Origin of the sequence: Bordetella sp. N (assembly GCF_001433395.1) — a bacterium.
Taxonomy (GTDB): Bacteria; Pseudomonadota; Gammaproteobacteria; order Burkholderiales; family Burkholderiaceae_B; genus Bordetella_C.
The window spans coordinates 6,021,400-6,043,977 of record NZ_CP013111.1; the positions used below are offsets into that span (position 1 = coordinate 6,021,400).

Annotated in this window: 21 protein-coding genes; 10 read left to right on the forward strand and 11 right to left on the reverse strand. The window is 66.8% G+C overall.

Annotated features, from left to right (window positions below; all coding sequences use genetic code 11):
* Positions 1–2: 2 nt before the first annotated feature.
* The 3 genes from ASB57_RS26005 to ASB57_RS26015 are packed head-to-tail and all read right to left on the reverse strand — an operon-like array spanning position 3 to position 4,065.
* Complete coding sequence (locus tag ASB57_RS26005; protein WP_057654788.1) at positions 3–1,148, reverse strand: ABC transporter permease; 1,146 nt, start codon at positions 1,146–1,148, stop codon at positions 3–5.
* Positions 1,145–3,055: an ATP-binding cassette domain-containing protein gene (locus ASB57_RS26010; RefSeq protein WP_057654789.1), complete on the reverse strand. Its 1,911-nt coding sequence runs from the start codon at positions 3,053–3,055 to the stop codon at positions 1,145–1,147. The genes ASB57_RS26005 and ASB57_RS26010 overlap by 4 nt, the downstream gene beginning before the upstream one ends.
* Positions 3,055–4,065 (reverse strand): HlyD family efflux transporter periplasmic adaptor subunit, encoded by a 1,011-nt coding sequence (locus ASB57_RS26015; RefSeq protein WP_057654790.1) that lies wholly within the window; start codon positions 4,063–4,065, stop codon positions 3,055–3,057. The genes ASB57_RS26010 and ASB57_RS26015 overlap by 1 nt, the downstream gene beginning before the upstream one ends.
* Positions 4,066–4,244: 179 nt before the next feature.
* Between ASB57_RS26015 and ASB57_RS26020 the strand changes: the two genes are divergently transcribed.
* Positions 4,245–6,905 (forward strand): AsmA family protein, encoded by a 2,661-nt coding sequence (locus ASB57_RS26020; RefSeq protein ID WP_057654791.1) that lies wholly within the window; start codon positions 4,245–4,247, stop codon positions 6,903–6,905.
* Positions 6,906–6,916: 11 nt separating this feature from the next.
* Entirely contained in the window at positions 6,917–7,303 is a 387-nt protein-coding gene (locus tag ASB57_RS26025) for an MOSC N-terminal beta barrel domain-containing protein (RefSeq protein ID WP_156414273.1), read from the forward strand.
* Between the two features lie 34 nt (positions 7,304–7,337).
* Here the strand turns inward: ASB57_RS26025 and ASB57_RS26030 are convergent, their stop codons facing one another.
* From ASB57_RS26030 to rsmD, 4 genes are all read right to left on the reverse strand, one after another.
* Complete coding sequence (locus ASB57_RS26030) at positions 7,338–8,534, reverse strand: benzoate/H(+) symporter BenE family transporter (protein WP_057654793.1); 1,197 nt, start codon at positions 8,532–8,534, stop codon at positions 7,338–7,340.
* Between the two features lie 20 nt (positions 8,535–8,554).
* Complete coding sequence (locus ASB57_RS26035) at positions 8,555–8,806, reverse strand: YfhL family 4Fe-4S dicluster ferredoxin (RefSeq protein WP_057654794.1); 252 nt, start codon at positions 8,804–8,806, stop codon at positions 8,555–8,557.
* Positions 8,807–8,980: 174 nt separating this feature from the next.
* Positions 8,981–9,484, reverse strand: coding sequence for a pantetheine-phosphate adenylyltransferase (gene coaD / locus ASB57_RS26040; protein WP_057654795.1), 504 nt, complete (start codon positions 9,482–9,484; stop codon positions 8,981–8,983).
* 53 nt (positions 9,485–9,537) lie between these two features.
* Positions 9,538–10,104, reverse strand: a complete 567-nt coding sequence (gene rsmD / locus ASB57_RS26045) for a 16S rRNA (guanine(966)-N(2))-methyltransferase RsmD (RefSeq protein WP_057654796.1) — start codon at positions 10,102–10,104, stop codon at positions 9,538–9,540.
* A gap of 340 nt (positions 10,105–10,444) precedes the next feature.
* On the opposite strand from rsmD, the gene ftsY reads away from it, so the two are divergent.
* The gene (ftsY, locus tag ASB57_RS26050) at positions 10,445–11,836 is read left to right on the forward strand and encodes a signal recognition particle-docking protein FtsY (protein WP_369822763.1); all 1,392 of its coding nucleotides are present in this window, start codon (positions 10,445–10,447) and stop codon (positions 11,834–11,836) included.
* A 93-nt stretch (positions 11,837–11,929) separates the two neighbouring features.
* On the opposite strand, the gene ASB57_RS26055 is transcribed toward ftsY, so the two are convergent.
* Positions 11,930–13,714, reverse strand: coding sequence for a CYTH and CHAD domain-containing protein (locus tag ASB57_RS26055; protein WP_057654797.1), 1,785 nt, complete (start codon positions 13,712–13,714; stop codon positions 11,930–11,932).
* 237 nt (positions 13,715–13,951) lie between these two features.
* On the opposite strand from ASB57_RS26055, the gene ribBA reads away from it, so the two are divergent.
* From ribBA to ASB57_RS26090, 7 genes are all read left to right on the forward strand, one after another.
* Entirely contained in the window at positions 13,952–15,121 is a 1,170-nt protein-coding gene (gene ribBA, locus ASB57_RS26060; RefSeq protein WP_057654798.1) for a bifunctional 3,4-dihydroxy-2-butanone-4-phosphate synthase/GTP cyclohydrolase II, read from the forward strand.
* A 12-nt stretch (positions 15,122–15,133) separates the two neighbouring features.
* Positions 15,134–15,661: a 6,7-dimethyl-8-ribityllumazine synthase gene (gene ribH, locus ASB57_RS26065; RefSeq protein WP_057654799.1), complete on the forward strand. Its 528-nt coding sequence runs from the start codon at positions 15,134–15,136 to the stop codon at positions 15,659–15,661.
* On the forward strand, positions 15,645–16,136 hold the full coding sequence (nusB, locus tag ASB57_RS26070) for a transcription antitermination factor NusB (protein ID WP_057654800.1): 492 nt from the start codon (positions 15,645–15,647) through the stop codon (positions 16,134–16,136). Before ribH ends, nusB begins: the two co-directional genes overlap by 17 nt.
* 35 nt (positions 16,137–16,171) lie before the next feature.
* Positions 16,172–17,137 (forward strand): thiamine-phosphate kinase, encoded by a 966-nt coding sequence (gene thiL, locus ASB57_RS26075; protein WP_057654801.1) that lies wholly within the window; start codon positions 16,172–16,174, stop codon positions 17,135–17,137.
* Between the two features lie 38 nt (positions 17,138–17,175).
* Entirely contained in the window at positions 17,176–17,685 is a 510-nt protein-coding gene (locus ASB57_RS26080; protein WP_057656459.1) for a phosphatidylglycerophosphatase A, read from the forward strand.
* Positions 17,682–18,221 carry a CinA family protein gene (locus ASB57_RS26085; RefSeq protein ID WP_057654802.1) on the forward strand — a complete coding sequence of 180 codons (540 nt, stop codon included), beginning with the start codon at positions 17,682–17,684 and terminating at the stop codon, positions 18,219–18,221. Before ASB57_RS26080 ends, ASB57_RS26085 begins: the two co-directional genes overlap by 4 nt.
* Positions 18,222–18,347: 126 nt before the next feature.
* Positions 18,348–19,085, forward strand: a complete 738-nt coding sequence (locus ASB57_RS26090) for an ABC transporter permease (protein ID WP_057654803.1) — start codon at positions 18,348–18,350, stop codon at positions 19,083–19,085.
* An 83-nt stretch (positions 19,086–19,168) separates the two neighbouring features.
* Here ASB57_RS26090 and ASB57_RS26095 read toward each other — a convergent pair whose 3' ends face one another.
* The 3 genes from ASB57_RS26095 to ASB57_RS26105 all read right to left on the reverse strand — a co-directional run bounded on the left by ASB57_RS26095 (position 19,169) and on the right by ASB57_RS26105 (position 22,514).
* Complete coding sequence (locus ASB57_RS26095) at positions 19,169–20,167, reverse strand: bifunctional helix-turn-helix transcriptional regulator/GNAT family N-acetyltransferase (protein ID WP_057654804.1); 999 nt, start codon at positions 20,165–20,167, stop codon at positions 19,169–19,171.
* 190 nt (positions 20,168–20,357) lie between these two features.
* Positions 20,358–21,176, reverse strand: coding sequence for an orotidine-5'-phosphate decarboxylase (gene pyrF / locus ASB57_RS26100; RefSeq protein ID WP_057654805.1), 819 nt, complete (start codon positions 21,174–21,176; stop codon positions 20,358–20,360).
* 18 nt (positions 21,177–21,194) lie between these two features.
* Positions 21,195–22,514 (reverse strand): NAD(P)/FAD-dependent oxidoreductase, encoded by a 1,320-nt coding sequence (locus tag ASB57_RS26105; RefSeq protein ID WP_057654806.1) that lies wholly within the window; start codon positions 22,512–22,514, stop codon positions 21,195–21,197.
* Between the last annotated feature and the right edge of the window lie 64 nt (positions 22,515–22,578).

Sequence of the window (22,578 nt, forward strand, 5' to 3'; positions counted from 1 at the left end):
CGTCAGTCCAGCTTTTTGCGGGTGAGGATGCGGGCCAGTCCAAGCAGCACGACCGCGTAGCCGGCCAGGATGGCGCAATCCTTGATGATCAAAGGCCAGTAATTGCCGGCCAGGAACAGGGACTTCACCAGCTCCATGAAATACGTGGCCGGCAGCAGGTGCCCGATGAAGTTGACGGCGGCGGGGACATTGCGCAGGTCGAACACGAAGCCCGACAGCATCATGGCCGGCAGGAAGCTGGCGAGGATGGCGATCTGGCTGGCCAGGAACTGGTTCTTGGTGAAAGCCGAGATCAGCAGGCCGATGCCCAGGGCCACGAACATGTACAGCATGGAGCCCAGCAGCAGGGCGAACATGGAGCCGTGGATGGGCACGTCGAACAGCAGCCGCGCCGCCAGCAGGCACAGGGCCAGGCCCAGCAGGCCCACGCCGAAGTAGGGGATGATCTTGGCGATGAGAATTTCCACCGGACGCACGGGGGTGACGAACAGCGCCTCCAGGGTGCCGCGTTCCCATTCGCGCGCCATCACCAAGGCGGTCAGGAAGGTGCCGATCAAGGTCATGATCAACACGATGAGGCCGGGCACCAGATACCAGGTGCTGTCGTTGGCGGCGTTGAACCACAGACGGTCGACCACCACCACGCTGCCGGCTTGCGCGCCGGGCGCTTCGCCACGGGCCTGGCGTTTCTGCATCCACGTCGCCACGGCGCCTTCCACATAGCCCTGTACGACGACGGCGCGGCTGGGGTCGCTGCCTTGCATCAACGTTTGCAGTTTGGCGTCGCCGGCGGCCAGGTGACGGGCGAAGTCGCTGGGGATGAGCAGCAGGGCATCGGCCCTTTGCACATTCATCAGGCGGCGGCCTTCCTGCAGGCTGCGCACGGTGCGCGTGGTGATGAAGGGCGAATGCTCCAGCGCGGCCTGGATTTCATAGGCGGGCGGCGAGCTGTCTTCCATCACCACCACGACGTCGGCGTTCTTGACGTCCAGCGACAGCCCGTAGCCGAAGATCAGGATCAGCACGATGGGCAGGCCCACGCCGATCAGCATGTTGCTGCGGTCGCGCATCAGCTGGCGGAATTCCTTGCGAGTCAGGGACCAGAGGCGGCGCCAGAAGCCGCCCTGGGCGTGCGTCGGCGCGGTCATGACGAGGCTCCCTCCGCGGGCGCGCGCCGTTTGGCGCGTGCCTGCTCGACGATGCCGATGAAGGCCTGCTCCATGTCCAGCTTGCGGTCCGTGGTCTCGCCGGCCTGCGCGCGGACTTCGGCGGGGGTGCCCAAGGCCAGCAACTGGCCCGCGTCCTGGATGACGATGCGGTCGCAGTACTCCGCTTCCTCCATGAAATGGGTGGTGATGACGATGGTCGTGCCGGTTTCGGCCAGGGCGGTGATGCGGCGCCAGAACGCGCGCCGCGCCAGGGGATCGGCGCCGCTGGTGGGTTCATCGAGGAACAGGATTTCCGGTTCGTGCAGCAGGCCGACGGCCATGGCCAGCCGCTGCTTGACGCCGCCGGGCAGGTGGCCGGCCGGCATCCGCAGCAGATCGGACAGCGCGAACTGGTCGGCCACTTCGGTGATGCGCGCGTGCAGGCGGCTGCCGAACAAGCCGTAGGCGCCACCGAAGAAACGCAGGTTTTCATACGCGGACAGATTGCCGTACAGGGCGAATTTCTGCGATACATAGCCGATGCGGCGGCGGGCCTGCGCGCGCGCGCGGCGCATGTCCAGGCCGGCCACCTGGGCGTAGCCGCTGCTGGCGGGCAACAGGCCGCACAGCATGCGGAAGGTGGTGGTCTTGCCGGCGCCGTTAGGGCCCAGCAGGCCGAAGATTTCGCCCCGCGCGACGCTGAACGTGGTGCGATCCACGGCCGTGAAGTCGCCGAACTTGCGCACCAGATCGCGGACTTCGATGGCCGGGCCGGTGGCGTTGCCGTTGCTATTGCCATTGCCGTTGCCGTTGTCGGCGGCGTGGCCAGCGCGGGCGTTGGGCTGGCTGGCTGCCGACGCGCTCTCACGGCCCGCGGGGCTGTCCGCCGCTGATGCCTCCGACGCCGTGGCCGCGTCCTCCTGCCGCGTCTTGCCGTTGAGCGTGCGCAGCAGCACCATGAAGCCATCCTCCAGCCTGGCATCCACCGGCCGCAGGCGGTCGGCGGGCAGTCCCAGCTGGCCGGCCATGTCCGGCTCGCGCACGATCAGGCGCACCTCGCCGCCGTGGGGCACCGCGTCGATCACCTTGTCCGTGCGATCGAGCAGGTCCGCCTGCAGTTCACGCGCGTGCGCGCCGTCCGGGGGCGTCACCACGAAGCAGCGGCCGTCCGCGTGACGGCTGATGTCCTGGGGCTGGCCGGCCGCCAGGACCTGCCCTTCGTGCAGCACGTACACGTCGCCGCAGCGTTCCGCTTCGTCCAGATAAGCGGTCGTCATCAGCACGGACAAGCCTTCCGCCTCGACCAGCTGCTGCACGATTTCCCACAGCTCGCGGCGTGACAGCGGGTCCACCCCCACGGTGGGCTCGTCCAGCAAAAGCAGGTCGGGTGAGCGCACCAGGGTGCAGGCCAGGCCCAGCTTCTGCTTCATGCCGCCGGACAGCTTGCCGGCCGGCCGCGCGGTGAAGCGCGCCAGGTCGGTCATATCCAGCAGCCGGTCGTAGCGTTCGCGCCGTTCCTGCCGGGGCACGCCATGCAGATCGGCGTACAGGTCCAGGTTCTCCTGCACGCTCAGATCTTCATAAAGGCCGAAGCGCTGCGGCATGTAGCTGATGCGGTTCTGGATGGCTTGCGGCTGTTTGGCGGCGTCCAGGCCCAGGACGCGCAGGGCGCCGCTGTCCGGATGCATCAGGCCGGCGGTCAGGCGCAGGAACGTGGTCTTGCCCGCGCCATCCGGGCCGACCAGCGCGGTCAGTGCGCCGGCGCGCACGCGCAGCGACACATCCGCCAAGGCCTGCACATGGCGGCGGGCTTCCTTTTCGTAGAAGCGTTTATGGATGCCGCTTGCATCGACCGCATACTCGGACGAGTCGCTGGCCGGCGCCTGCGCCTGGGCGGCGGCCGTCATCAGCGCTGTGCGGGCGCGTCGCCCTGCCGCTGCAACACCACCGTGGCCGGCATGCCCAGGCGCAGCTCGTCGCGCGGGTCGTCCACCAGCACGCGGATCTCGTAGACCAGGTCGGTACGCAGTTCCTCGGTCTGTACGCTCTTGGGCGTGAACTCGGCAACCGACGAGATGTAGCCGACGCGTCCGGGCAGGGTGCGTTTGCCGGATGCGTCGGTGGACACCTGCGCTTCCATGCCGCCGCGCACGAAACCCAGCTGGGTTTCGTTGACATAGGCGCGCACCCATTTGGGATCGGTCAGCGCCACCGTGTACACCGGCCGCTGCGGCGACGCCATGTCGCCCGGTTCCAGCAGCCGCGCGCGCACGATGCCGTCACGCGGCGCCTTCAACTGGCCTAGATCGATCTGGTGTTGCAGCAGCGCGGCCTGGGCGTCGGCGGCGCGCAGGTTGGCCTGCGCTTGCGCGATGTCTTCCTGCCGGGGCCCGATCTGCGCCAGCTTCAGTGACTTGCGGCGATCTTCCAGGTTGGCCTGGGCGACGCGCAACTGCGCCACCGCATTGTCGATGTCCTGTTTGCTGACGCCGCGGCCATTGGTGTCGGCGGCCACCCCACGCAGGCGCCGCAGCTGCTGCGCGGCCAGTTCCGCCTGGGCTTCGGCGGCGCCGGCCTGGGCTTTCGATTGTTCCACTTCTTCGGGCCGGGTGCCGTTGCGCAGGCGGTCCAGCGCCTGCTGCTGCGCCTCGGTCTGGGCGCGCACTTGCGCCAGCTGCAGGGTCAAGGTGCGGGTGTCCAGCACCGCCAGCACCTGGCCGGCCTTGATCTTGTCGCCTTCTTCCACGCGGACTTCGCGGACCCGTTCACTGCCTTCGAAGGCCAGGGACACCTGGCGGATGTCGACGTTGCCATAAAGGGTGATAAGACTATCGTCGGGGGCGGGACGCAACCACATCCACAGACCAGCGGCCACGACGGCCACGAGAATCACGCAGGCAACGATGGTTTTTTTCATCCAGCTATCCGCTGCAAGAGCCAGAGCCATCTTCAGTAGTGCCAGGCACTGGAAACAGATGCCACTATGACCGAATCACGTGGGCCGATTTGTTACGATACCCTTTTTCCGCGGCCGGTATGGCCGCGCGTCATTTGGGCAGGGAACAGGGACTATTGTCCGGGTTTAAAACAGAGCCGATGAAGACTTGGATCAAACGCATCGTATTGGCCTTGGTTATTTTGGTGGTGGTCGTGGTGGCCGCCGCGGCGGTGTTCGTCCTGACATTCGACCCCAATGCCTATAAGGCACGGCTGCAGGAGATGGTCAGCCAGCGCTTTCACCGCACGCTGATCATCGATGGCGACATCGACATGACCCTGTTTCCCTCGCTGGGCCTGACCCTGCAGGGCGTGTCCTTGACCGAACCCGGGCGTGACGAGCTGTTCGCGTCGGTCGAGGACGCCAAGATCTCCGTGGCCATCTGGCCGCTTTTGTCGAAGACGCTGGTGGTCGATCACCTGACCGTCAGCGGCGTCAAGGCGCGCATCGTGCGCGACCAGCAGGGCCGCTTCAACTTCCAGGATCTGATCGGCGGCGCCCACGCGGCTCCGCCAGTGGCGGATGCCGCCAGCGGCGCGGGCCAGGGCGCGACGCCGCCGGCCGCAACGCCAGCGGGCGCCGCGCCGGATGCTCCCGGGGCCGCCCAGGCAACCGCCGGCGCCGTCTCCGGCCTGGGGCAGGCCGCGGCGCAAGCTGGCGGCGCGTCACCCATGGTCGGCGGGATGCGTATCGACATCGCCGGTGTCGACCTGAAGGACGGCGAATTGCAGTTGCAGGACGAGCGGGCCGGCCTGGCCCTGGCCGTGACGCAGCTGGACGCGACGACGGGCCGTGTTACCTACGACAAGCCTTTCCCGGTCAAGCTGTCCGCCCATCTGCAGGGGACGGTGCCGGCCTTGGACGCGGATCTCGCCGGACAAGCCAGGTTGAGCCTGAATCCGGCCGGCCCCAGCTACGCCGCCGAGGACATGAACCTGCGCTTGAGCGGCCGCCTGGGCGACGCCCAGGCCAAGTCCCTCACGGCGCGCGGCAAACTGGGCTTCGATGGCGGCAAGCTGGACGCGGCCGGGCTGGAGCTGGTGTTCGACGGCGATCTGCGCGATCCGGAACGGCCCCTGACCAACGTCGAGGCCAGCATCGCGGCGCCAGCTTTGATGTTCGATCCCGCCCGGCATGAAGTCCGCGTGGACAAGCTGACGGTGCGCGCCAAAGGCTCAGCTTCCAGCGGCCCTTTCGAGCTGGCCCTGGATGCGCCGGCCTTGCGCGTATCGCCCGCGGGCGCCAGCGGCGCGACGGTGGGCGGGCGGCTGCGCCTGAACGGCAGCGACAGCACGGATATCCGCTTCGGCCTCAAAGGCATAGGCGGCAACGCCGCCGCGCTGACGGTTGACGAGGTCAAGGTGGACGCCACCCTGGCAACCAACCCGGCCGGCAAGCCTGGCGGGCGCACCGTCGCCATCAACCTGGCGTCGCCGCTGACCCTGAATCTGGTCCAGCGCGCCGGCGCCCTGGCGGGCCTGCAAGGCAATATCGCCATCACGGATCCCGGCCTGCCGCAGGGCGCCATGCAGATCCCCTTGTCGGGAGCCATCAGCGCCGATCTTGCCAAGAACGTTGGCGAGGCCGCCATCAAGGCGCAACTGGAAGGCGGCAATTTCGATCTGAAAGCCAGCATCGCGCAATTGACCGCGCAGCCCGCCATCACGTTCGCGCTGGCGGTCGATCTGCTGGACCTGGACAAGCTGGCTCCGGCTGGCGGCGCGGCGCTCGAGGTGCCGCAGGCGCCCGTCGCGGACAAGACCGGGGCGGGGCAGGGTGTCGTGCAGGCGCCGGCGAGCCCGGCTGCCGCGGCGGACAAGAGCGCCGCGGACAAAAACGCGGCGGACAAGAAGCCCGCGGATGCACCCATGGATTTCAGCGGATTGATCGGCGTCACCGCCAAGGGCACCGTTTCCATCGGCAAGCTGGTCGCGCGCGGCCTGCACGCCGAGGCGGTCAGCGGCAAGATTGCGCTGGCCCAGGGCAAGCTGGACCTCAGCGGCCTGTCGGCCGGTTTGTACGGCGGCAAGCTGGCGGGCGCCGTATCGCTCGACGCCGCCCATGACAACGCCGTCAGCGCGCGCCTGAACCTGAACGGCGTCAACGTCGGCACCTTGCTGGTCGATGCGACCGGCCGGCAGTCGCTGACCGGCACCGGCGACGTGGCGGTGGATCTGAAGACCGCCGGCGCCGATGCGCAGGCCTTCAAGCGTCAGCTGTCCGGCGGCACGCAAGTGCGGCTGCGCAATGGCAGCGTCAAAGGCATCAACGTCGGCAAGGTCCTGCGTGACGTCAAGGCGCTGGTGTTGTCCGGCAAGCACGAAGACAGCACCGAAGTGCAGGCCGACGCGGCAAGCGAAACCGATTTCTCGCGTCTGGACGCGGATCTCGCTTTCGTCAACGGCGTGGGTACCTTCAAGCAGCTGGAACTGGTCTCGCCCTTGTTGCGCGTGACCCAGGGCTCGCCCGCGACCATCAATGTGGGCACGGACACCGTCGACCTGGTGGCGCAGATCCGCATCGCCGATGCGCCGCCCAAGGGCGAAGGGCTGGACGAGCTGCGCGGCCTGGCCGTGCCGGTGCACGTGCAGGGGACTTACGACCGCCTCAGCTACCGCATCGATTGGCGCGCCATGGCCGGTGATCTGGCCGGTCGCCTCTTGCAGCGTGGGCTGAAGGACGTGTTGAAGAAGAACGGCAAGTCGGATGAACGACTCAAGGATATCGGCAAAGTGCTGAAAGGGATTACCGGGAAATGAGCGAGGGGCAAGTGAGCGAAGGTATTTATCATCCGGTGGCCCACTGCGGCGGCACCGACAATCCGCAAGCGGCCGACTACGATCGGCGCTGGCTGCTGGTGCATTCGGGCGGCCAGTGGCTGACGCGCGGCATCTGTCCGCGCCTGGGCGAGATCACGGTGGAGTTGCGCTTCGGCTATCTGGTGCTGCGCGCGCCGGGCATGTTGCGCATCGACATCCCGCTCGACGTTATCGAAGATGACGACAGCGTGCGTGAAGCCATCCTGGTCGGCACGCAGGCCGTGGACGTGGTGGACGAGGGTGAGCTGGCGGCCGCCTGGGTGTCCAACTTCGCCGGCATCCCTTGCCGTCTGATGAAAGTCCATCCGGAGATGGGGCCCTTCGACTGGCCGGAATAAGCGGCTGACCTTCGCCGCGCCCTGGGTGCTTCGATCAACGCGCGCGGCGCGGCGCCAGCAGCCCATGGGCCACCAGGCCGGCGGCCAGGCCCCAGAAGGCCGAACCGATGCCCCAGAAGCTCATGCCGGACGCCGTGGCCAGCACGGTGATCAGGGCGGCCTCGCGACCTTCCGCTTGCTGCATGGCGCTGGACAGACCACCCATGATGGGACTGAGCAAGGCCAGTCCCGCCAGCGCCGCGATGAGCGCCGGGGGCAAGGCCTGGAAGAACACCGCGACGGCGCCTGCCGCCACGCTCAAGACCACATAGGCGATGCCGTAGGTGATGCCCGCGACGTAGCGTCGCTTGGGATCCGGATGGGATTCCTTGCCCGAGCAGATCGCGGCGGTGATGGCGGCCAGCGTGATGCTGTGCGCGCCGAAGGGCGCGGCCACCAGGCCCACGCCGCTGGTGACGGCGATGATGCGCGAGGCGGGCAGGCGATAGCCGGCGGCCTGCAGGATGGCCAGGCCGGGAAGATTCTGCGACGCCATCGCCACCACGAACAAGGGCAGGGCGAGGCTGACAGCCGCGCGCCACGTGAACTCGGGTGTGGTCCAGACGAAGTGGGTCAATTGCCAGGCATCGGCATCGAAGCGCACCAGCCCGCGCGCGGCCGCGATGGCGATGCCGCAGGCGAGCACGGTAAGAATGGCGTAGCGCGGCGCCCAGCGCTTGCAAAGCAGATAGGCCAGGCCCATGGGAATGACGAGCCACGCTTGCTGGCCCATGGCGCCGAACACACCGATGCCGAAATTCAAAAGAACGCCTGCCAGCATGGCCGCGGCGATCTGGGGAGGAATGCGGCGGGCGATGGGATCGACCCAGCCGAGCAGGCCGCAGACCAGGCCCAACAGCGCCGCGAGCACGAAGGCGCCGACGGCTTCACCGAAGGGCACGCCAACCAGCGCGCTGATCAACAGGGCCGCACCGGGGGTGGACCAGGCCAGCACGACGGGCGCGCGCAGGCGCAGACTCAGCCATGCGCCTGCCAGGCCCAGCGCCAGGCAGATCGATCCCAGCCACGATCCGATATGAGCGGCATCCAGGCCGGCGCTATGGCCCGCCTGCACCATCAGCACCGCAGTGCCACCGAAACCGACCAGCGTGGCAACCAGGCCGGCGACGATGGCGGACGAGGAAATATCGCCGGAACGGGCGGCGGGCAGGAGCGAGTCGGGAGATGCCATGCGGACGGCGGGGCGTGGGATCAGCGCGGCGCCGTCAGGCGATGGTATTTGGCCATCAGGGCTTCCTGGCCCTCATGCCATTGGGGATGTAGCTCGATGCATTCGACGGGACAGACTACCTGGCATTGGGGCTCATCGAAGTGGCCGACGCATTCGGTGCACTTGTCGGGGTCGATGATGTAGTAGTCCTCACCCATGGAAATTGCTTCGTTCGGGCACTGGGGCTCGCAAACGTCGCAATTGATGCATTCATCGGTGATTTTCAGAGCCATGGGGATGAGCGCTTGGACCGCCCCGATAGGGCAGGCCGGTGCCTGGGCAGATTATGAGCAATGCCAGGATTGTAACGCCGGCCCCGATCCAGGTTCCCTAGCAACCCTGCTGATGGCGGGTGTAAGGGGCGCGGAGCGGTCCGTGTGGGTGCTCCGCTGTAGCTGGCGCGAGGGTCAGCCTTCCCAGGTCTGTTCGCGGCGCTGCTTGGCTTTTTCCTGCAGCCAGCGTTCCACCGACGGGAACACGAACTTGCTGACGTCGCCGCCCAGCTGGGCGATTTCGCGCACGATGGTGCCGGAAATGAACTGGTATTGGTCGGACGGCGTCATGAACAGCGTTTCGACGTCCGGCAGCAGATGGCGGTTCATGCCGGCCATCTGGAATTCGTATTCGAAGTCGGACACGGCGCGCAGGCCGCGCACGATCACGCGGCCATTCTGATCGCGCACGAAATCCTTGAGCAGGCCGCCGAAGCTTTCGACGCGCACGTTGGGGTAGTGGCCCAGCACTTCACGAGCGATGGCCACGCGTTCGTCGATGCTGAAAAAGGGCTTCTTGTTGCGGCTATGCGCGATGCCCACGACGACTTCGTCGAACAGTGTGGCGGCGCGCCGCACGAGGTCTTCGTGACCGCGTGTCAGCGGGTCGAATGTCCCTGGGTATACAGCGATGATCATGCGAACTCCCTCGTTTTATAGGTATGTCATCTCTCCGAAGCGCGATTATTGACCTATTTCCGCAATGCAGCAAATTGCAAAAGGTGATAGTGGACCGCGCCGGCCTTTTCCTGTCGCAATAATTCGAAATTTTCCGGGGTTTCTATTGGGGTTTCGCTTTCGGCGTAGACCAGGGCGTTGTCGTTGAGGATGCCGGGCAGCAGGGGCCAGATGCGGGACAGCCAGTCCTGGCCGAAGGGGGGATCCAGCAGGACTAGGTCGTAGCGGGTGGCGTCCATGCGGCGCAGGGTGTCCAGCGCGTCGCCGGCGTGGATGCGGATCTGTTTGGCGTCGAGTTTGTCGCGCACCGTCCGCAGCGCGGACAGGGCGGCGCGATCGCGCTCGACCATTTGGACGTGGCCGGCGCCGCGGGAGGCGGCTTCGAAACCGAGCGCGCCGCTGCCGGCGAAGAGGTCCAATACGGATTTGTCGTCGTATTGGTGGTCCCAGAAATGGTTCAGCCAGTTGAACAGCGTCTCGCGGACGCGGTCTGGCGTGGGGCGCAGGCCTTCCGCGTCGACGACGGCGATGGGGGTACGTCGGTAAGCGCCACCGACGATGCGAATATACTTGTTCACCATGTTTGAAAAATTCAACTTCTTCAAGAAAAAAAAGCCCGAGCCGGCTGTTCAAGCGCCCGCCGAGCCCGTAGCCGAGGCGCCGCCCGCGCCGGCTCCCGCGCAACCCGCGCCGCCTTCGCCACAGCCTACACCACCCGCCGCGCCGGTGGCTCCGGCTGCTCCGCAGCCTGCCGCCGCACCGCCGGTCGTCCCGGCTGCTCCGCAGCCTACCGTCGCACCGCCGGTCGTCCCGGCTGCTCCGCAGCCTACCGTCGCACCGCCGGTCGTCCCGGCTGCTCCGCAGCCTACCGTCGCACCGCCGGTGACCCCGGCTGCGCCGCAGCCTGCAGCCGCACCGCCGGTGACGCAGCCCGCATTCGAGCCGCCGCAACCTGCACCTTCCGCGCCCGCGCCTGCATCGCCTGTGCCACCCGTGACACAGCCCGCATTCGCGCCTCCGGCGCCTCCCACGCTGCCTCCGGCCGCGCCGGCGCCCGCTGGCGCGGCGCCGGTGTCTGGCGGGGCTGCGCCCCAGCCAGTCACTCCGGCCGCGGGCGGCTTTGGCGGAGCCAATAACGGCCAAGCCGCCGCCGCCACGCCAAGCGCGAACGCAGCGCCCCAGCCGCAGCCCGTGCCATCGGCACCGCCCGTGCCCCAGGCACCGCCGCCCGCCGCTCCGGCGGCGCAGCCGGCACCGTTCGTTCGGCCCACGCCAACGCCGCAACCGCAACCGCAACCGCCCGCGCGGCCGATGCCTGCACCTGTAGCGCAGGCCGCAACGCCCGTGCAGGCTGCACCTCCGGTGCAGCCTGCACCCACCCCGGAGCCGGCGGCCAAGAGTTCGTGGCTCAGCAGGCTGAAGAAAGGCCTGTCGCGGACCGGGCAGAGCATCGGCGGGCTCTTCATCGGCGTGAAGGTCGACGAGAACCTGTTCGAGGAACTGGAGTCGGCGCTCATTATGGCCGATGCGGGCCTGGAGGCGACCGACAAGCTGCTCACTGCCCTGCGCGCCCGCGTCAAGAAAGACCGCATCGAAGACCCCGCCAAAGTCCGCGACGCCTTGCGTGACCTGTTGGCCGATCACCTGCGCCCGCTCGAACGCCGCTTCGATCTGACCCGCGCCAAGCCCCTGGTGGTGATGATCGCCGGCGTCAACGGCGCCGGCAAGACCACCTCCATCGGCAAGCTGGCCTTCACCTTCCAGCAGCAAGGCGCCAGCGTGCTGCTGGCCGCCGGCGACACCTTCCGCGCCGCCGCGCGCGAGCAACTGATGCAATGGGGCGCCCGCAACAACGTCGCCGTCATCGCCCAGGACGGCGGCGACCCGGCCGCGGTGGCCTTCGACGCCGTCAACGCCGGCCGCGCGCGCGGCGCGTCGGTCGTCATGGTCGACACCGCCGGCCGCCTGCCGACCCAGCTGCATTTGATGGAAGAACTGAAGAAGATCCGCCGCGTGATCGGCAAGGCCGACGCCAACGCCCCGCACGAAGTGCTGCTGGTCATCGACGGCAATACCGGCCAGAACGCGCTCGCCCAGATCCGCGCCTTCGACGCCGCCATCAATCTGACGGGCCTGGTGGTCACCAAGCTGGACGGCACCGCCAAGGGCGGCACCTTGGCGGCCGTGGCCGCCGGCAGCCAGGGCGTGCGCCCGGTGCCCGTGTATTGGATCGGTGTGGGTGAAGGCCTGGAAGATCTGCAGCCCTTCGTCGCCGACGAGTTCGCCAACGCGCTGCTGTCGTCCGGCACATAAGCAGCCAAGCGCTTAAGCAAATAAGCGCATAGGCACACAACCGCGTGTGCGCTCAGCTGGCGTGGATGCCCTCCACGCCAGCGGCATACAAAACTACTTCCAGAACGCCTTGGCGTGCCCGAACTGCTTGAACGCGTGTTCGGCCTTGGCCACCAGCTCTTCCTGACGGGCGCTGATCCAGCCCAGCGCAAACCACGCCTGCGGATATTGCACGCTCCACTGGCGATACAGATCGTGCGCCACGGAAAGGTCGTTCATCTCACCCAGCACATCCTGCACCGCGGCCAGGCGGCTCTTGTAGTCGCGCACCTTGGCCGACGGCAGCAGCGACTCGGTGAAGTTCAAGCCATAACGCAGCCGCTTGGCGCGCTTGCGCAGGGCATGGCGGCTGGGGATATCCAAGGCCGCGAACTGCCGGCCTTCGTCCAGCACGCGTCGATGCCATTTACGCAGGCGCTTGGCCAGCAGATCGTGCAAGGTGGCGGGCGCCTCCTGCTCGGGCGGCACCAGCGGAATGATGGAAGGAATGATCTGCGGCGCATGGGCGCTGTCCCAGTCGACCGTCGCGGGCACCGCCCCGGCGGCCCGGGCTGCCTGCAAGGCGGCTTGAGCCGCGGCCTGTTGGGCCTGCTCCGAAACCGCCTCGCCACCGGCCAGCCCCAGCGTCACGGCCGCGGCATCGCCCGCCGTCACGCCGTTGGCGGCGATGGCCGTGGATTCCGCCGTGGCATCCGTGCCGCTCCCCGCCAGTCCGGCGGCAGGGCCCGTCGCGGCAGCCGGCACGTCCAGGCTCCACTCCAGCATGTCCAGCAACCAGCCCTGGAATTCCGGGCTGGCGGCGATTTCGCGCGAAGGCGGTCCAGGCGGCGGCGCTTCCATGGGAAACGTCGGCATGCCGGCGCGCACCAGGGCAGGGATGATGCTTTCCTGCAGCACGTCCTGGTCGCGATTCGCGCCGAAGGCGGAAAAGAATTCGCGCACGTCTTCCTGCAGCTTCGCCGGCGGCAGGCCCGCATAACCGTCGTACAGACGCCAGGCCGACCGCATGCGCCGCATGCCTACGCGCAATTGATGCACGTGTTCGGCGTTCCCGGCGTTGCGTACGCCGTCGGTGTCCACCTCGGCCAGCACGGCCGCGTTGCGCGTCACCTGGTCCAGGCACTCGGCGGCGACCGCGGCCAGGCCCTGGGCCGGCGTCATCTCGGCATTCAGGCGCACCGTGCGCGCCCCCGTGGGGCCCCAGAATTCGTCGATCGCCGCGGTGCGGGCGGCGTCGTCCTGCAAGCCGTCCAAGGTATGGGCAAGACGGGCCAGGCGGTCGCCGCGTTCGGATTTGCTGCGTGCATCCATCACCAGCCCGTGGCGGCGCAACCAGGTGCGCGCCATGGTGAACAAGGCCGTGGGCTTGCCCGACATCAGCTCGAATTCGATCTCGCTGATCGGCAATTCCAGCGCGCCGGCCCGCAGCAGGCCGCGGTCGTAGGCGATTTCCACCGTGCCGTAGCGATTGCGCACCTTGCGCAGCAGCCGCGTGACGTCGGTTTCGTAGCGCAGGCCCAGCTCACCCTTCAGACAGGCCAGGGTCTCTTCGACCTCGGTGCCGGCATAGACCGACAGGTCGAGGATGGGACCGGGCCGCGGATGGTTGAGTTCGATGCGGGTAATGGCATTGTTGCCGGGCGTCTTCAGCGTCTGCACCCAGACATTACCTTCACGCCTCAAGCGGATCGCGACGCGGGCGCGCGCCAACTCACGTTCCGGGGTGTCGAAGTACATGGCATGCAACCTGATGCGGGTGGCATCGCGTTGCCTGACTTCCTGCTCCAAAGCCTTGCGCGCGGCGGCGGGCACGTGCAGCTTTAATTCCTGTTCCGACATGACGCTCCGGGAAACCACAAAAGAGACTCGGGATCTTACCCACCACAGCGTCAAATTTGATGACAATTCATATTCCTGTCACTAATTTCGCCGGCGTAATCCTATGCGTCCCTCTTTGTGACATGTTTTGATTTTTGACCGGTTCGCCTCAATCGTCTCTCCTTGACGCGGCGGCGGGCCCCGGGAGCGGTAAAATCCCTCCCTTTGCAGCTCTTTAAGCGCTCAAGCGTCCTTCACATGTCAGCACACCTGAGTCCCGTCCCTGCCGAACCTGGTTCGTTCGGCATCGCGCCGGTGACCGAAATCATCGCCGAGCTGCGCGCCGGCCGCATCGTCATCCTGGTCGACGAAGAAGATCGGGAAAACGAAGGCGACCTGGTCATGGCCGCCGAATTCGTCACGCCCGAGGCCATCAACTTCATGGTCACCCACGGCCGTGGCCTGGTGTGCTTGACCCTGACCGAAGAACGCTGCCGCCAGCTGGACCTGCCGATGATGGCCAGCCGCAACGGCACCCGTTTCGGCACCAACTTCACGGTTTCCATCGAAGCGGCGGAAGGGGTGGAAACCGGCATCTCGGCCACCGACCGTGCCCGCACCATCCGCGCCGCGGTGGCTCGGGACGCGCGCCCGGCCGACCTGGTCCAGCCTGGCCACATCTTCCCCGTACGTGCGGTGCCCGGCGGCGTGCTGATGCGCGCCGGCCATACCGAAGCCGGCTGCGACCTTACCGCCATGGCCGGCCTGACCCCCGCCGCGGTCATCTGCGAAATCCTCAAACCCGACGGCACCATGGCGCGCCTGCCGGACCTGGTGACGTTCGCGCGCGAACACGGCCTGAAGATCGGCACCATCGCCGACCTCATCCAGTACCGCAGCGAACACGAGTCCATCGTTCAGCGCATCGGCGAACGCATCATGCAGACCGCGCAGGGCAAGTTCCGCGCCGTCGCCTATCGCGACACCGCCACGGGCTCCGCCCACCTGGCGCTGGTCAACGGCCAGATCGATCCGCAGAAGGAAACCCTGGTGCGCGTGCACGAGCCGGCGTCGGTGCTGGACGTGCTGGACACCGGCGCCAGCGATCATAGCTGGGGCGTGGCACAGGCATTGCAGACCATCGCCCAGGCGCCCGCCGGCGTGGTGGTGCTGATGAACCTGCAGGCGGCCGCCGATGAACTGTTTGGCCAGATCGCCAGCTGGGCCCCCTCCGACACCAAGGGTGGCGCGGGTGGCGGCGACCGCATGGGGCTGCGTACCTATGGCATCGGCGCCCAGATCCTGCGCGATCTCGACGTCGGCCAGATGAAATTGCTCGCGCGTCCGCGCAAGATGCCCAGCATGACGGGCTTTGCGTTGACGATTACCGGTTACGATTGCGATCCTCCGAATTCCACCCCGCAATAAGGCAGCTCATTCATGAACCCATACACCTTGTCCCCTGATATGAACGGCGAAGGGCTGCACATCGGCATCGTCCGCGCCCGTTTCAACGAGGAAATCGGCCAGGCCGAGCAGGATGCCTGCCTCGAAGAACTGGAAAAACTGGGTGTCGACGAACGCGACGTCATGCTGGTGACGGTGCCTGGCGCGCTGGAACTGGGCGTGACCCTGGCCAAGATGGCCGAAACGTTTGAATTCGATGCGCTGGTGGCGCTGGGCGCGGTGATCCGCGGCGAGACCTACCACTTCGAAGTGGTCAGCAATGAAATGGCTGCCGCCATCACCCGCATCTCGGTGGAAACCGGTATTCCTATCGCCAATGGCGTGCTGACGGTCGACACCGACGAGCAAGCCCAGGCGCGTGCCGCCGTGAAGGGTCGCGATTGCGCCCAGGTCGCGGTGGAAATGGCCAACCTGGTCGCCGCCCTCGAACCCGAAGAAGGTGACGAGGACGAAGAAGACGAAGATTTCGAGGACGAAGACGAAGATGACAACGGCCGCTGATAACGCCGCGCAGGCGCGTGCCAACGCGCGCAGCGCCCGCCGCCGCGCACGCGAGTTCGCGCTGCAGGGCGTGTATGCGTGGTTGCTGCGCAATGACCAGGGTACCCAGGACGCCGGCGAGATCGACGCCCACCTGCGCGACGCGGAGGACTTCTCCGAAGCCGATGCGCAATGGTTCAAGACCTTGCTGCATGGCGTGCTGCGTGAAGCGCCCACCCTGCGCGAACGTTTCATGCCTTTCGTGGACCGCCCGCTGGCCGAGCTGTCGCCGGTCGAGCACGGCATCCTGTTGATCGGCAGCTATGAGCTGGTGCATCACGTCGAAGTGCCCTACAAGGTCGCCATCAACGAGGCGGTCGAGCTGGCCAAGTCCTTCGGCGGCACGGACGGCTTCAAGTTCGTCAACGGCGTGCTGGACAAGCTGGCCGCCGTCGTACGCGAACAGGAAGTGCGCGCCGCCGCGGCACGCCGCTGACGGCAGCGGGCGCGCGTCGGACGCAAGGGGGCACAGTGGCGTCCGAATTCGATCTGATCGATCGCTACTTCAAGCGCCCCGCGCCGGCAGGCATGCTGGGCGTGGGCGATGACTGCGCCCTGTTCGGCGTGCCGGCGGGGATGCAGGTCGCCACCAGTACCGACCTGTTGATCGAAGGGCGCCATTTCTACCCCGACGTCGACCCCCGCGCGCTGGGGCACAAAGCCCTGGCCGTCAACGTTTCCGACCTGGCCGCCATGGGCGCGGGTCCCATCGGCTGCCTGCTGGGGCTGGCTCTGCCTGCCATCGAGCCCGCCTGGGTGGCGGCGTTCGCCGAAGGTTTTCACGCTTTGGCCGCGGCCAGCGGTTGCCCCTTGATCGGCGGCGATACCACCGGCAGTGCCCTGGGCATCGCCATCAGTGTCACCGTGTTCGGCGCCGTCGCGCCGGGCCAGGCGCTGCGCCGTGATGGCGCCCGTGCCGGCGACCAGGTGTGGGTCTCGGGCACCCTGGGCGCCGCGGATATCGCTTACCGTTTGCTCAGTGGCCAGATGCCGGCCGATCCCGGCCTGCTCGCGGCCACCCGCGGCGCGCTGGAGTGGCCGCAGCCGCGTTATGCCCTGGGCCAGGCCCTGGCCGGCGTGGCCAGTGCCGCCATCGACATCTCCGACGGTTTGCTGCAGGACCTGGGCCATGTGCTCAAGGCCAGCGACGCCGGCGCGGAATTGCAGTTCGCCGACCTGCCGGCGGCGCCCAGCCTGGCGGGCATCGATCCGGTCCGGCTGCGCCATGCCTTGCTGGGCGGTGGCGATGTCTACGAACTCTGTTTTACCGCGGCGCCCGAGCAAGCCGACACCGTGCGTGCCGCTGCCGCGCGTGCGGGTGTGGCCGTCACCGCCATCGGACGCATCACCGCCACGCCGGGCATGGTGGTGCTGGGCCCCGATGGCCAACCTGAAACCGACCTGCCGCGCGGCTTCGATCACTTTTCCACGCCATGACCGATCCCAATTCCGGGCAGGAGCCCATTTCGCCATCCATGCGCGAACGCGCTCGCGTGCCCTATCCCTCGCTGGGATGGACCTGCCGCGCGCCGGCCCGCCTCATCGCCTTCGGCTTCGGCAGCGGGCTGATCCGGCCCGCGTCCGGCACGTGGGGCACGCTGATGGCCTGGTTGCTGTGGCGCGTGGCCTTCCCGTCAGGCGCGTCCAATCTTGCTGTGGGCCTGTTTCTTGCTTTTGCCTTCGTGTATGGCTGCTGGGTTTGCCACCGGGTCGGCAAGGAACTCGGCGAGCCTGATCATGTGGGGATGGTGTGGGATGAGATCGCGGCCTTTTGGCTGGTCTTGTGGCTGAGTCCGGCTACCTGGATCGCGCAACTGGCGGCGTTCCTTTTGTTCCGCTTCTTCGATATCGTGAAGCCTCCTCCGATCAAGTACTTCGATGCGCGTCTCAAGGGCGGCATCGGCGTGATGTTTGATGATTTGCTGGCTGCGGTCTATGCCTTGCTATGCATGGCCATCTTGGTTCGATTGGGAGTCTTGCAATGATGTATCGCGATGAAGGCGGGGATGTGATCGAACTGGCCACGCGGCTGGGTAAGGAACTGGCGCTGCGCGGCTGGATGCTGAGCACGGCCGAATCCTGCACGGGTGGCTTGCTGGCGGGCGCCATCACGTCGGTGCCCGGGTCCAGTCGCTGGTTCGATCGGGGCTATGTCACCTACAGCAATGAAGCCAAGGTGGTGGACCTGCAGGTGCCGGTGGAAACCATAGACAACTTCGGCGCGGTCAGCGAGCCAGTGGCGCTGGAAATGGCCAATGGCGTGTTGCTGGCTTCGCTGGGGTCGCACATCGCGGTGTCGACCACCGGTATCGCCGGACCCGAAGGCGGCACGCCGGGCAAGCCGGTGGGCCTGGTGTGTTTCGGCTTCGCCATGCGGGCGGGGGAAGGCATTACCAGCCTGGCCGCCACCCATACGTTTCAGGGCGATCGCGCGCAGGTGCGCAATGCCGCGGTGCTGTTCGCGCTGCGCGGCGTGCTGGAAATGATGGGCGTACGCGAGGCGGAACTCGACGTCGTCTGAGCCTCGCCATCGCGGTGAATGCGGAAAATGTCGCACCGCGCCGCGAAATTTCCGCAAGCCATGACGGAACTTGCTGGAGATAGATGAAACCCAGGAAAACCTGACGCTTTCCTGGAGTGTTCCGCCATGTCTCTTGCACTGGTCAAGTGTGTCCGCATCTTCGTCGTCGAGCAGTTGCGGGAACCGATCGGGATATTCTGGTCGTTCGCGGCCCCTATCGCCTGGCTGATCCTGACCGCCCCCGTGGATAGCGGCCCTTACCTGTCCGCGGAGCTTTACGTGGATCGGGCCGCATGGTGCCTGGCCTATATCGCCCTGTTCGTCGCCGCCACCGGCTTCGGTCTGTATCTGGTCGGCCGGCGGGAAAGCGGTTTTGTCCGTTCTTTCCTGAACAGTCCGGCGCGGCGCGGACGCTTTCTGATGGCGCAGTATCTGGCGTCCATGATCATGGCCCTGGGTTATGGCCTGGCCTTCCTGGCCATCACCTCCTATACGCTGACGGACATCGGCATGGCGCCGCTTCTGCTGCTACTGGCCAAGTACACGTTAACGGTGGCCTGCTTCATGTTCGCGGCCATTTTCATCGCGGCCTTGCCGCTCACCTTCCGGTCCGCGAGCAGCATCATGTCGGTCTTCATGACCATCGCGGTCGTGGCGGGGGTGGCGTCGCAGGCGGCCAGGGCGGCGCCCAATCCCGTTCTGCTTTACATGAATCCGTTTTGTGCCGCGGCCCACTTCATGTCGGATGCCATCGCGGAAGCCATGGTGGTCCCGGTCCTGGCGGCGCAGGTTCTGTTGTCCGCCGTGCTGGGTGCTTATGGCCTGTGGCGTTTGCGCATCAACCCGGAGTGGAGCAGCCGGTGAACGACGCCTTCGAGGGCAGCATCGCGCTGGATCATCAGCGGCCTGCGAAGCCACCACGCTCGAAGAGGCGTTCGTGAAGTACGTCACGCAGGAGTGCGAGTGAATCGCTGTTCCGTCACCCGGGTGCCCCACCGGTCGCCTTCTGCCTCTTCCGTCAGCGTGAAGCCGTGCGACTCATACAGGTGGCGCGCGGCGTCCAGTCCCTTGAAGGTCCACAGATAGGTCTCGTCATACCGTGCATCCACGAAGGCCATGGCCAGTGCCATCAGGCGGCGCCCGACACCCGTGCCGCGCAGGCTGTCGTCGACGATGAACCAGCGCAGATGAGCGATCCGGGTGCGCGGGTCTCCGTCTATCGCGAGCGATGCAAGGCAACGGCCGTTTTCGACATAGAGCCATAGCGCCTTGCCCGCGGCAGGCAGGTTGCCGACGAACTCGGCGAGCCCGGTGGCCACCTTCTGCTCGAAGTACGCACCGAAGCCCCAATGGCGCGAGTAATAGCGCCCATGCAGGCTGGCGATATCGCCTATGCAGCCCGCTTGATAGCCTTCGACGATGGCGCCGGCCGGTTCGCTTGCCATGACCCGCGTGGCCGACGCGTCGGCGGGTGCCGCTTTGGCCTGGTTGTCTTGCGCCAGGGCATCGGCGTACAGCGCTAGCGACCGCACCAGCGTCTGCTGGTCGGCGGGCACCATGCGGCGTAGCGCGTGGGACACCTGGTCGGTGGCGTAGCGATCGATCTTGCGGCGCAGCTTCTGGCCGGCATCCGTCAGGTACAGGGCGGACGAGCGCGCATCGCCGTTGGCGGCGGGGGCGCGTTCGAGCAGGCCGCTGGCCTCCAGTCGCGCCACCTGGCGGCTGGTGTTCGACTTGTCCAGGCGCAGGATTTCCCCCAGGGCTTTCGCGCTGATGCCCGGCGCTGCGCCGATTTCAATGACCGCATGCACCGCCGAAGGGGCCAGATCGCTGTCCGCCAGGGTGGACCGCATGAAGCCCAGTTCTCGTACGAGCTTGCGCGAGAACTCCCGTAGTTCGTGGATCGTCGCGTCGCGCGACGGGGCAGGGTAATCGGTGATGTCCATGGTATCGATCCCGGCGGCGCTGTTGGGGCGGCAGCTGGCGCCTTGTGGCAAGGCTGCTAAATGGTTGCGTCGTGCAAGCAATATAGTTGCGTCACGCAACCTTTTCAAGCCGGCAGGCGAAAAAAAACGGCATGCCAGAAAGGGCCATGCCGTTTTTTCTTCCCGCGCCGGGGGCGGGGAATTGCGCGCCTCAACGCACCGCGTTGATCTGATCGCGGAAGTTGCGCGCCGACTCGGCCGCGGCCTCGCGCCAATCCTCGCCGCCCGACGCGTAGAGAATCGCGCGGGAGGAGTTGATCAGCATGCCGGTGCCGGCCGGGTTACGGGCGTTGTTGACGGTGGCGGTGATGTCGCCGCCTTGGGCGCCGATGCCGGGAATCAGCAGGGGAACGTCCGGGCCGATGCGCTCACGCACCAGCGCGAGCTCATTGGGGAAGGTGGCGCCCACCACCAGGCCGCATTGGCCCTGGCGATTCCAGATATCGGCAACCAGGCCAGCCACGTGCAGATACAGCGGCTGACCGTTCTCGGTCTTGAGGAACTGCAGGTCCGACCCGCCCGGGTTCGAGGTGCGGCACAACACGAACACGCCGCGATCGCTCCAGCCCAGATACGGTTCCACCGAGTCCAGGCCCATATACGGGCTGACCGTCACGGAGTCTGCTTGATAGCGTTCGAAGGCCTCGCGCGCGTACTGCTCGGCGGTCGAGCCGATGTCGCCGCGCTTGGCGTCAAGGATGATGGGCAGATGCGGATGCTCGGCACGGATGTGCTGGCACAGCGCTTCCAGCTGGTCTTCCGCGCGATGGGCGGCGAAGTAAGCGATTTGCGGCTTGAAGCTGCACGCATAAGGCGCCGTCGCGTCGACGATACCCTTGCAGAACTGGAAGATGGCATCGGACTTGCCGGCCAGCTCGGCAGGCAGGCGACCCGGATCCGGGTCCAATCCCACCGTCAGCAGCGAGTTGGTCGTGGACCAGGCTTGGTCGAGTTTTTGCTTGAAGTTCATGGGGATACGGTGACGAATTCAGTGCAGCTTGACCCGGGCCCGCGTGCGCCGCATCAGCATGCGGGCCAACGCCAGGCACAGGGTGCGCCAGATGCCCAGCACCGCGCGGTGATGCATCAGGTGCAGGCTCATGTACATCAGGCGTGCCAGTGTACCGCTTACGAACAGGCCGCGTCCCGCCAGCTTGCCCATCAGGCTGCCGATGCCGGCGCCCTGGCCCAATGAAACGAGCGAGCCGCGATCGTGGTACTGGAAGGGCTGACCAGGTTCCGGCTGGTGCCGGATACGACAGCTGATCTTGCGCGCCAGGTAGGTCGCCTGCTGGTGTGCTGCCTGGGCCCGCGCGGGCACGTTGCCGTGGCCCGCCCATGGCGCGGCGGCGCAATCGCCCAGCGCCAGCACGTGCGGGTCGGACGTTTCCAGGCGCTCATTCACTTCCAGCTGGCGGATGCGGTTCAAGGGCAGATCCAGCGTGCCCAGTACGGCCGGGCCCTGGATGCCTGCCGCCCAGATGCACAGCAGGGCGGGAAACTCGCTGCCGTCCGCGGTCTTCACGCGGTTGTCCGTGACCTCCGCGACGCGGCGGCCGGTCTCGATCTTGATGCTCAATTCGGTCAGGCGGCGGTGCGCGGCGGCCGACAGTTTTTCCGGCAGGGCCGCCAGGATACGGTCCGCGCCCTCGATCAAGGTAATGGTGAGATCGCGGTCCGGATCGAAACTGGGCAAGCCGTAGGCGCTGACCACCCGGCCGGCCTCATGCAGTTCAACCGCCAGTTCCACGCCGGTAGCGCCACCGCCGACGATGACCAGGTTCAAGCGCGCCGTCGGGTTGTGGACCTTGGCCTGATCCACCTGGATCATTGCCTTCAGCATGGTGACGCGGAACTGCTCGGCGTTTTCCGTGGAGTCCAGGGTCACGGCGTGCTGCGCGGCGCCGGGCGTATTGAAGAAATTCGATTGGCTGCCGATGGACACCACCAGCGTGTCATAGGGCAGGGCGCGCTGCGGGATGACCGGCACGCCCTTGGCGTCGGTGACCGTGGCGATGGTGATGGTCTGCTGCGCGCGATCCACGCTTTCCATGCTGCCCAGCACGAAACGGAAGCCGTTCATGTGAGCGAGCACCAGATAAGACAGGCCTTCCTGATGGATATCCATGGTGCCGGCGGCCACTTCGTGCAGCGACGGTTTCCAGATATGGAAAGGCCGGGAGTCCACCAGAGTGACGTGGTCCGGCCCGTGGAGCCGGCCCAGCTGCGCGGCCAGCTCCAGTCCGCCCGCGCCGCCCCCTACGATGACTACACGGTGGGGGGGCTGGGAATAGGTCTTCGGCGGCATGGGCGGGAGTATAAACTTTGCGCGCGGCCGCCCGTAAGAAAAAATTTCTAATAAACGCGATTTT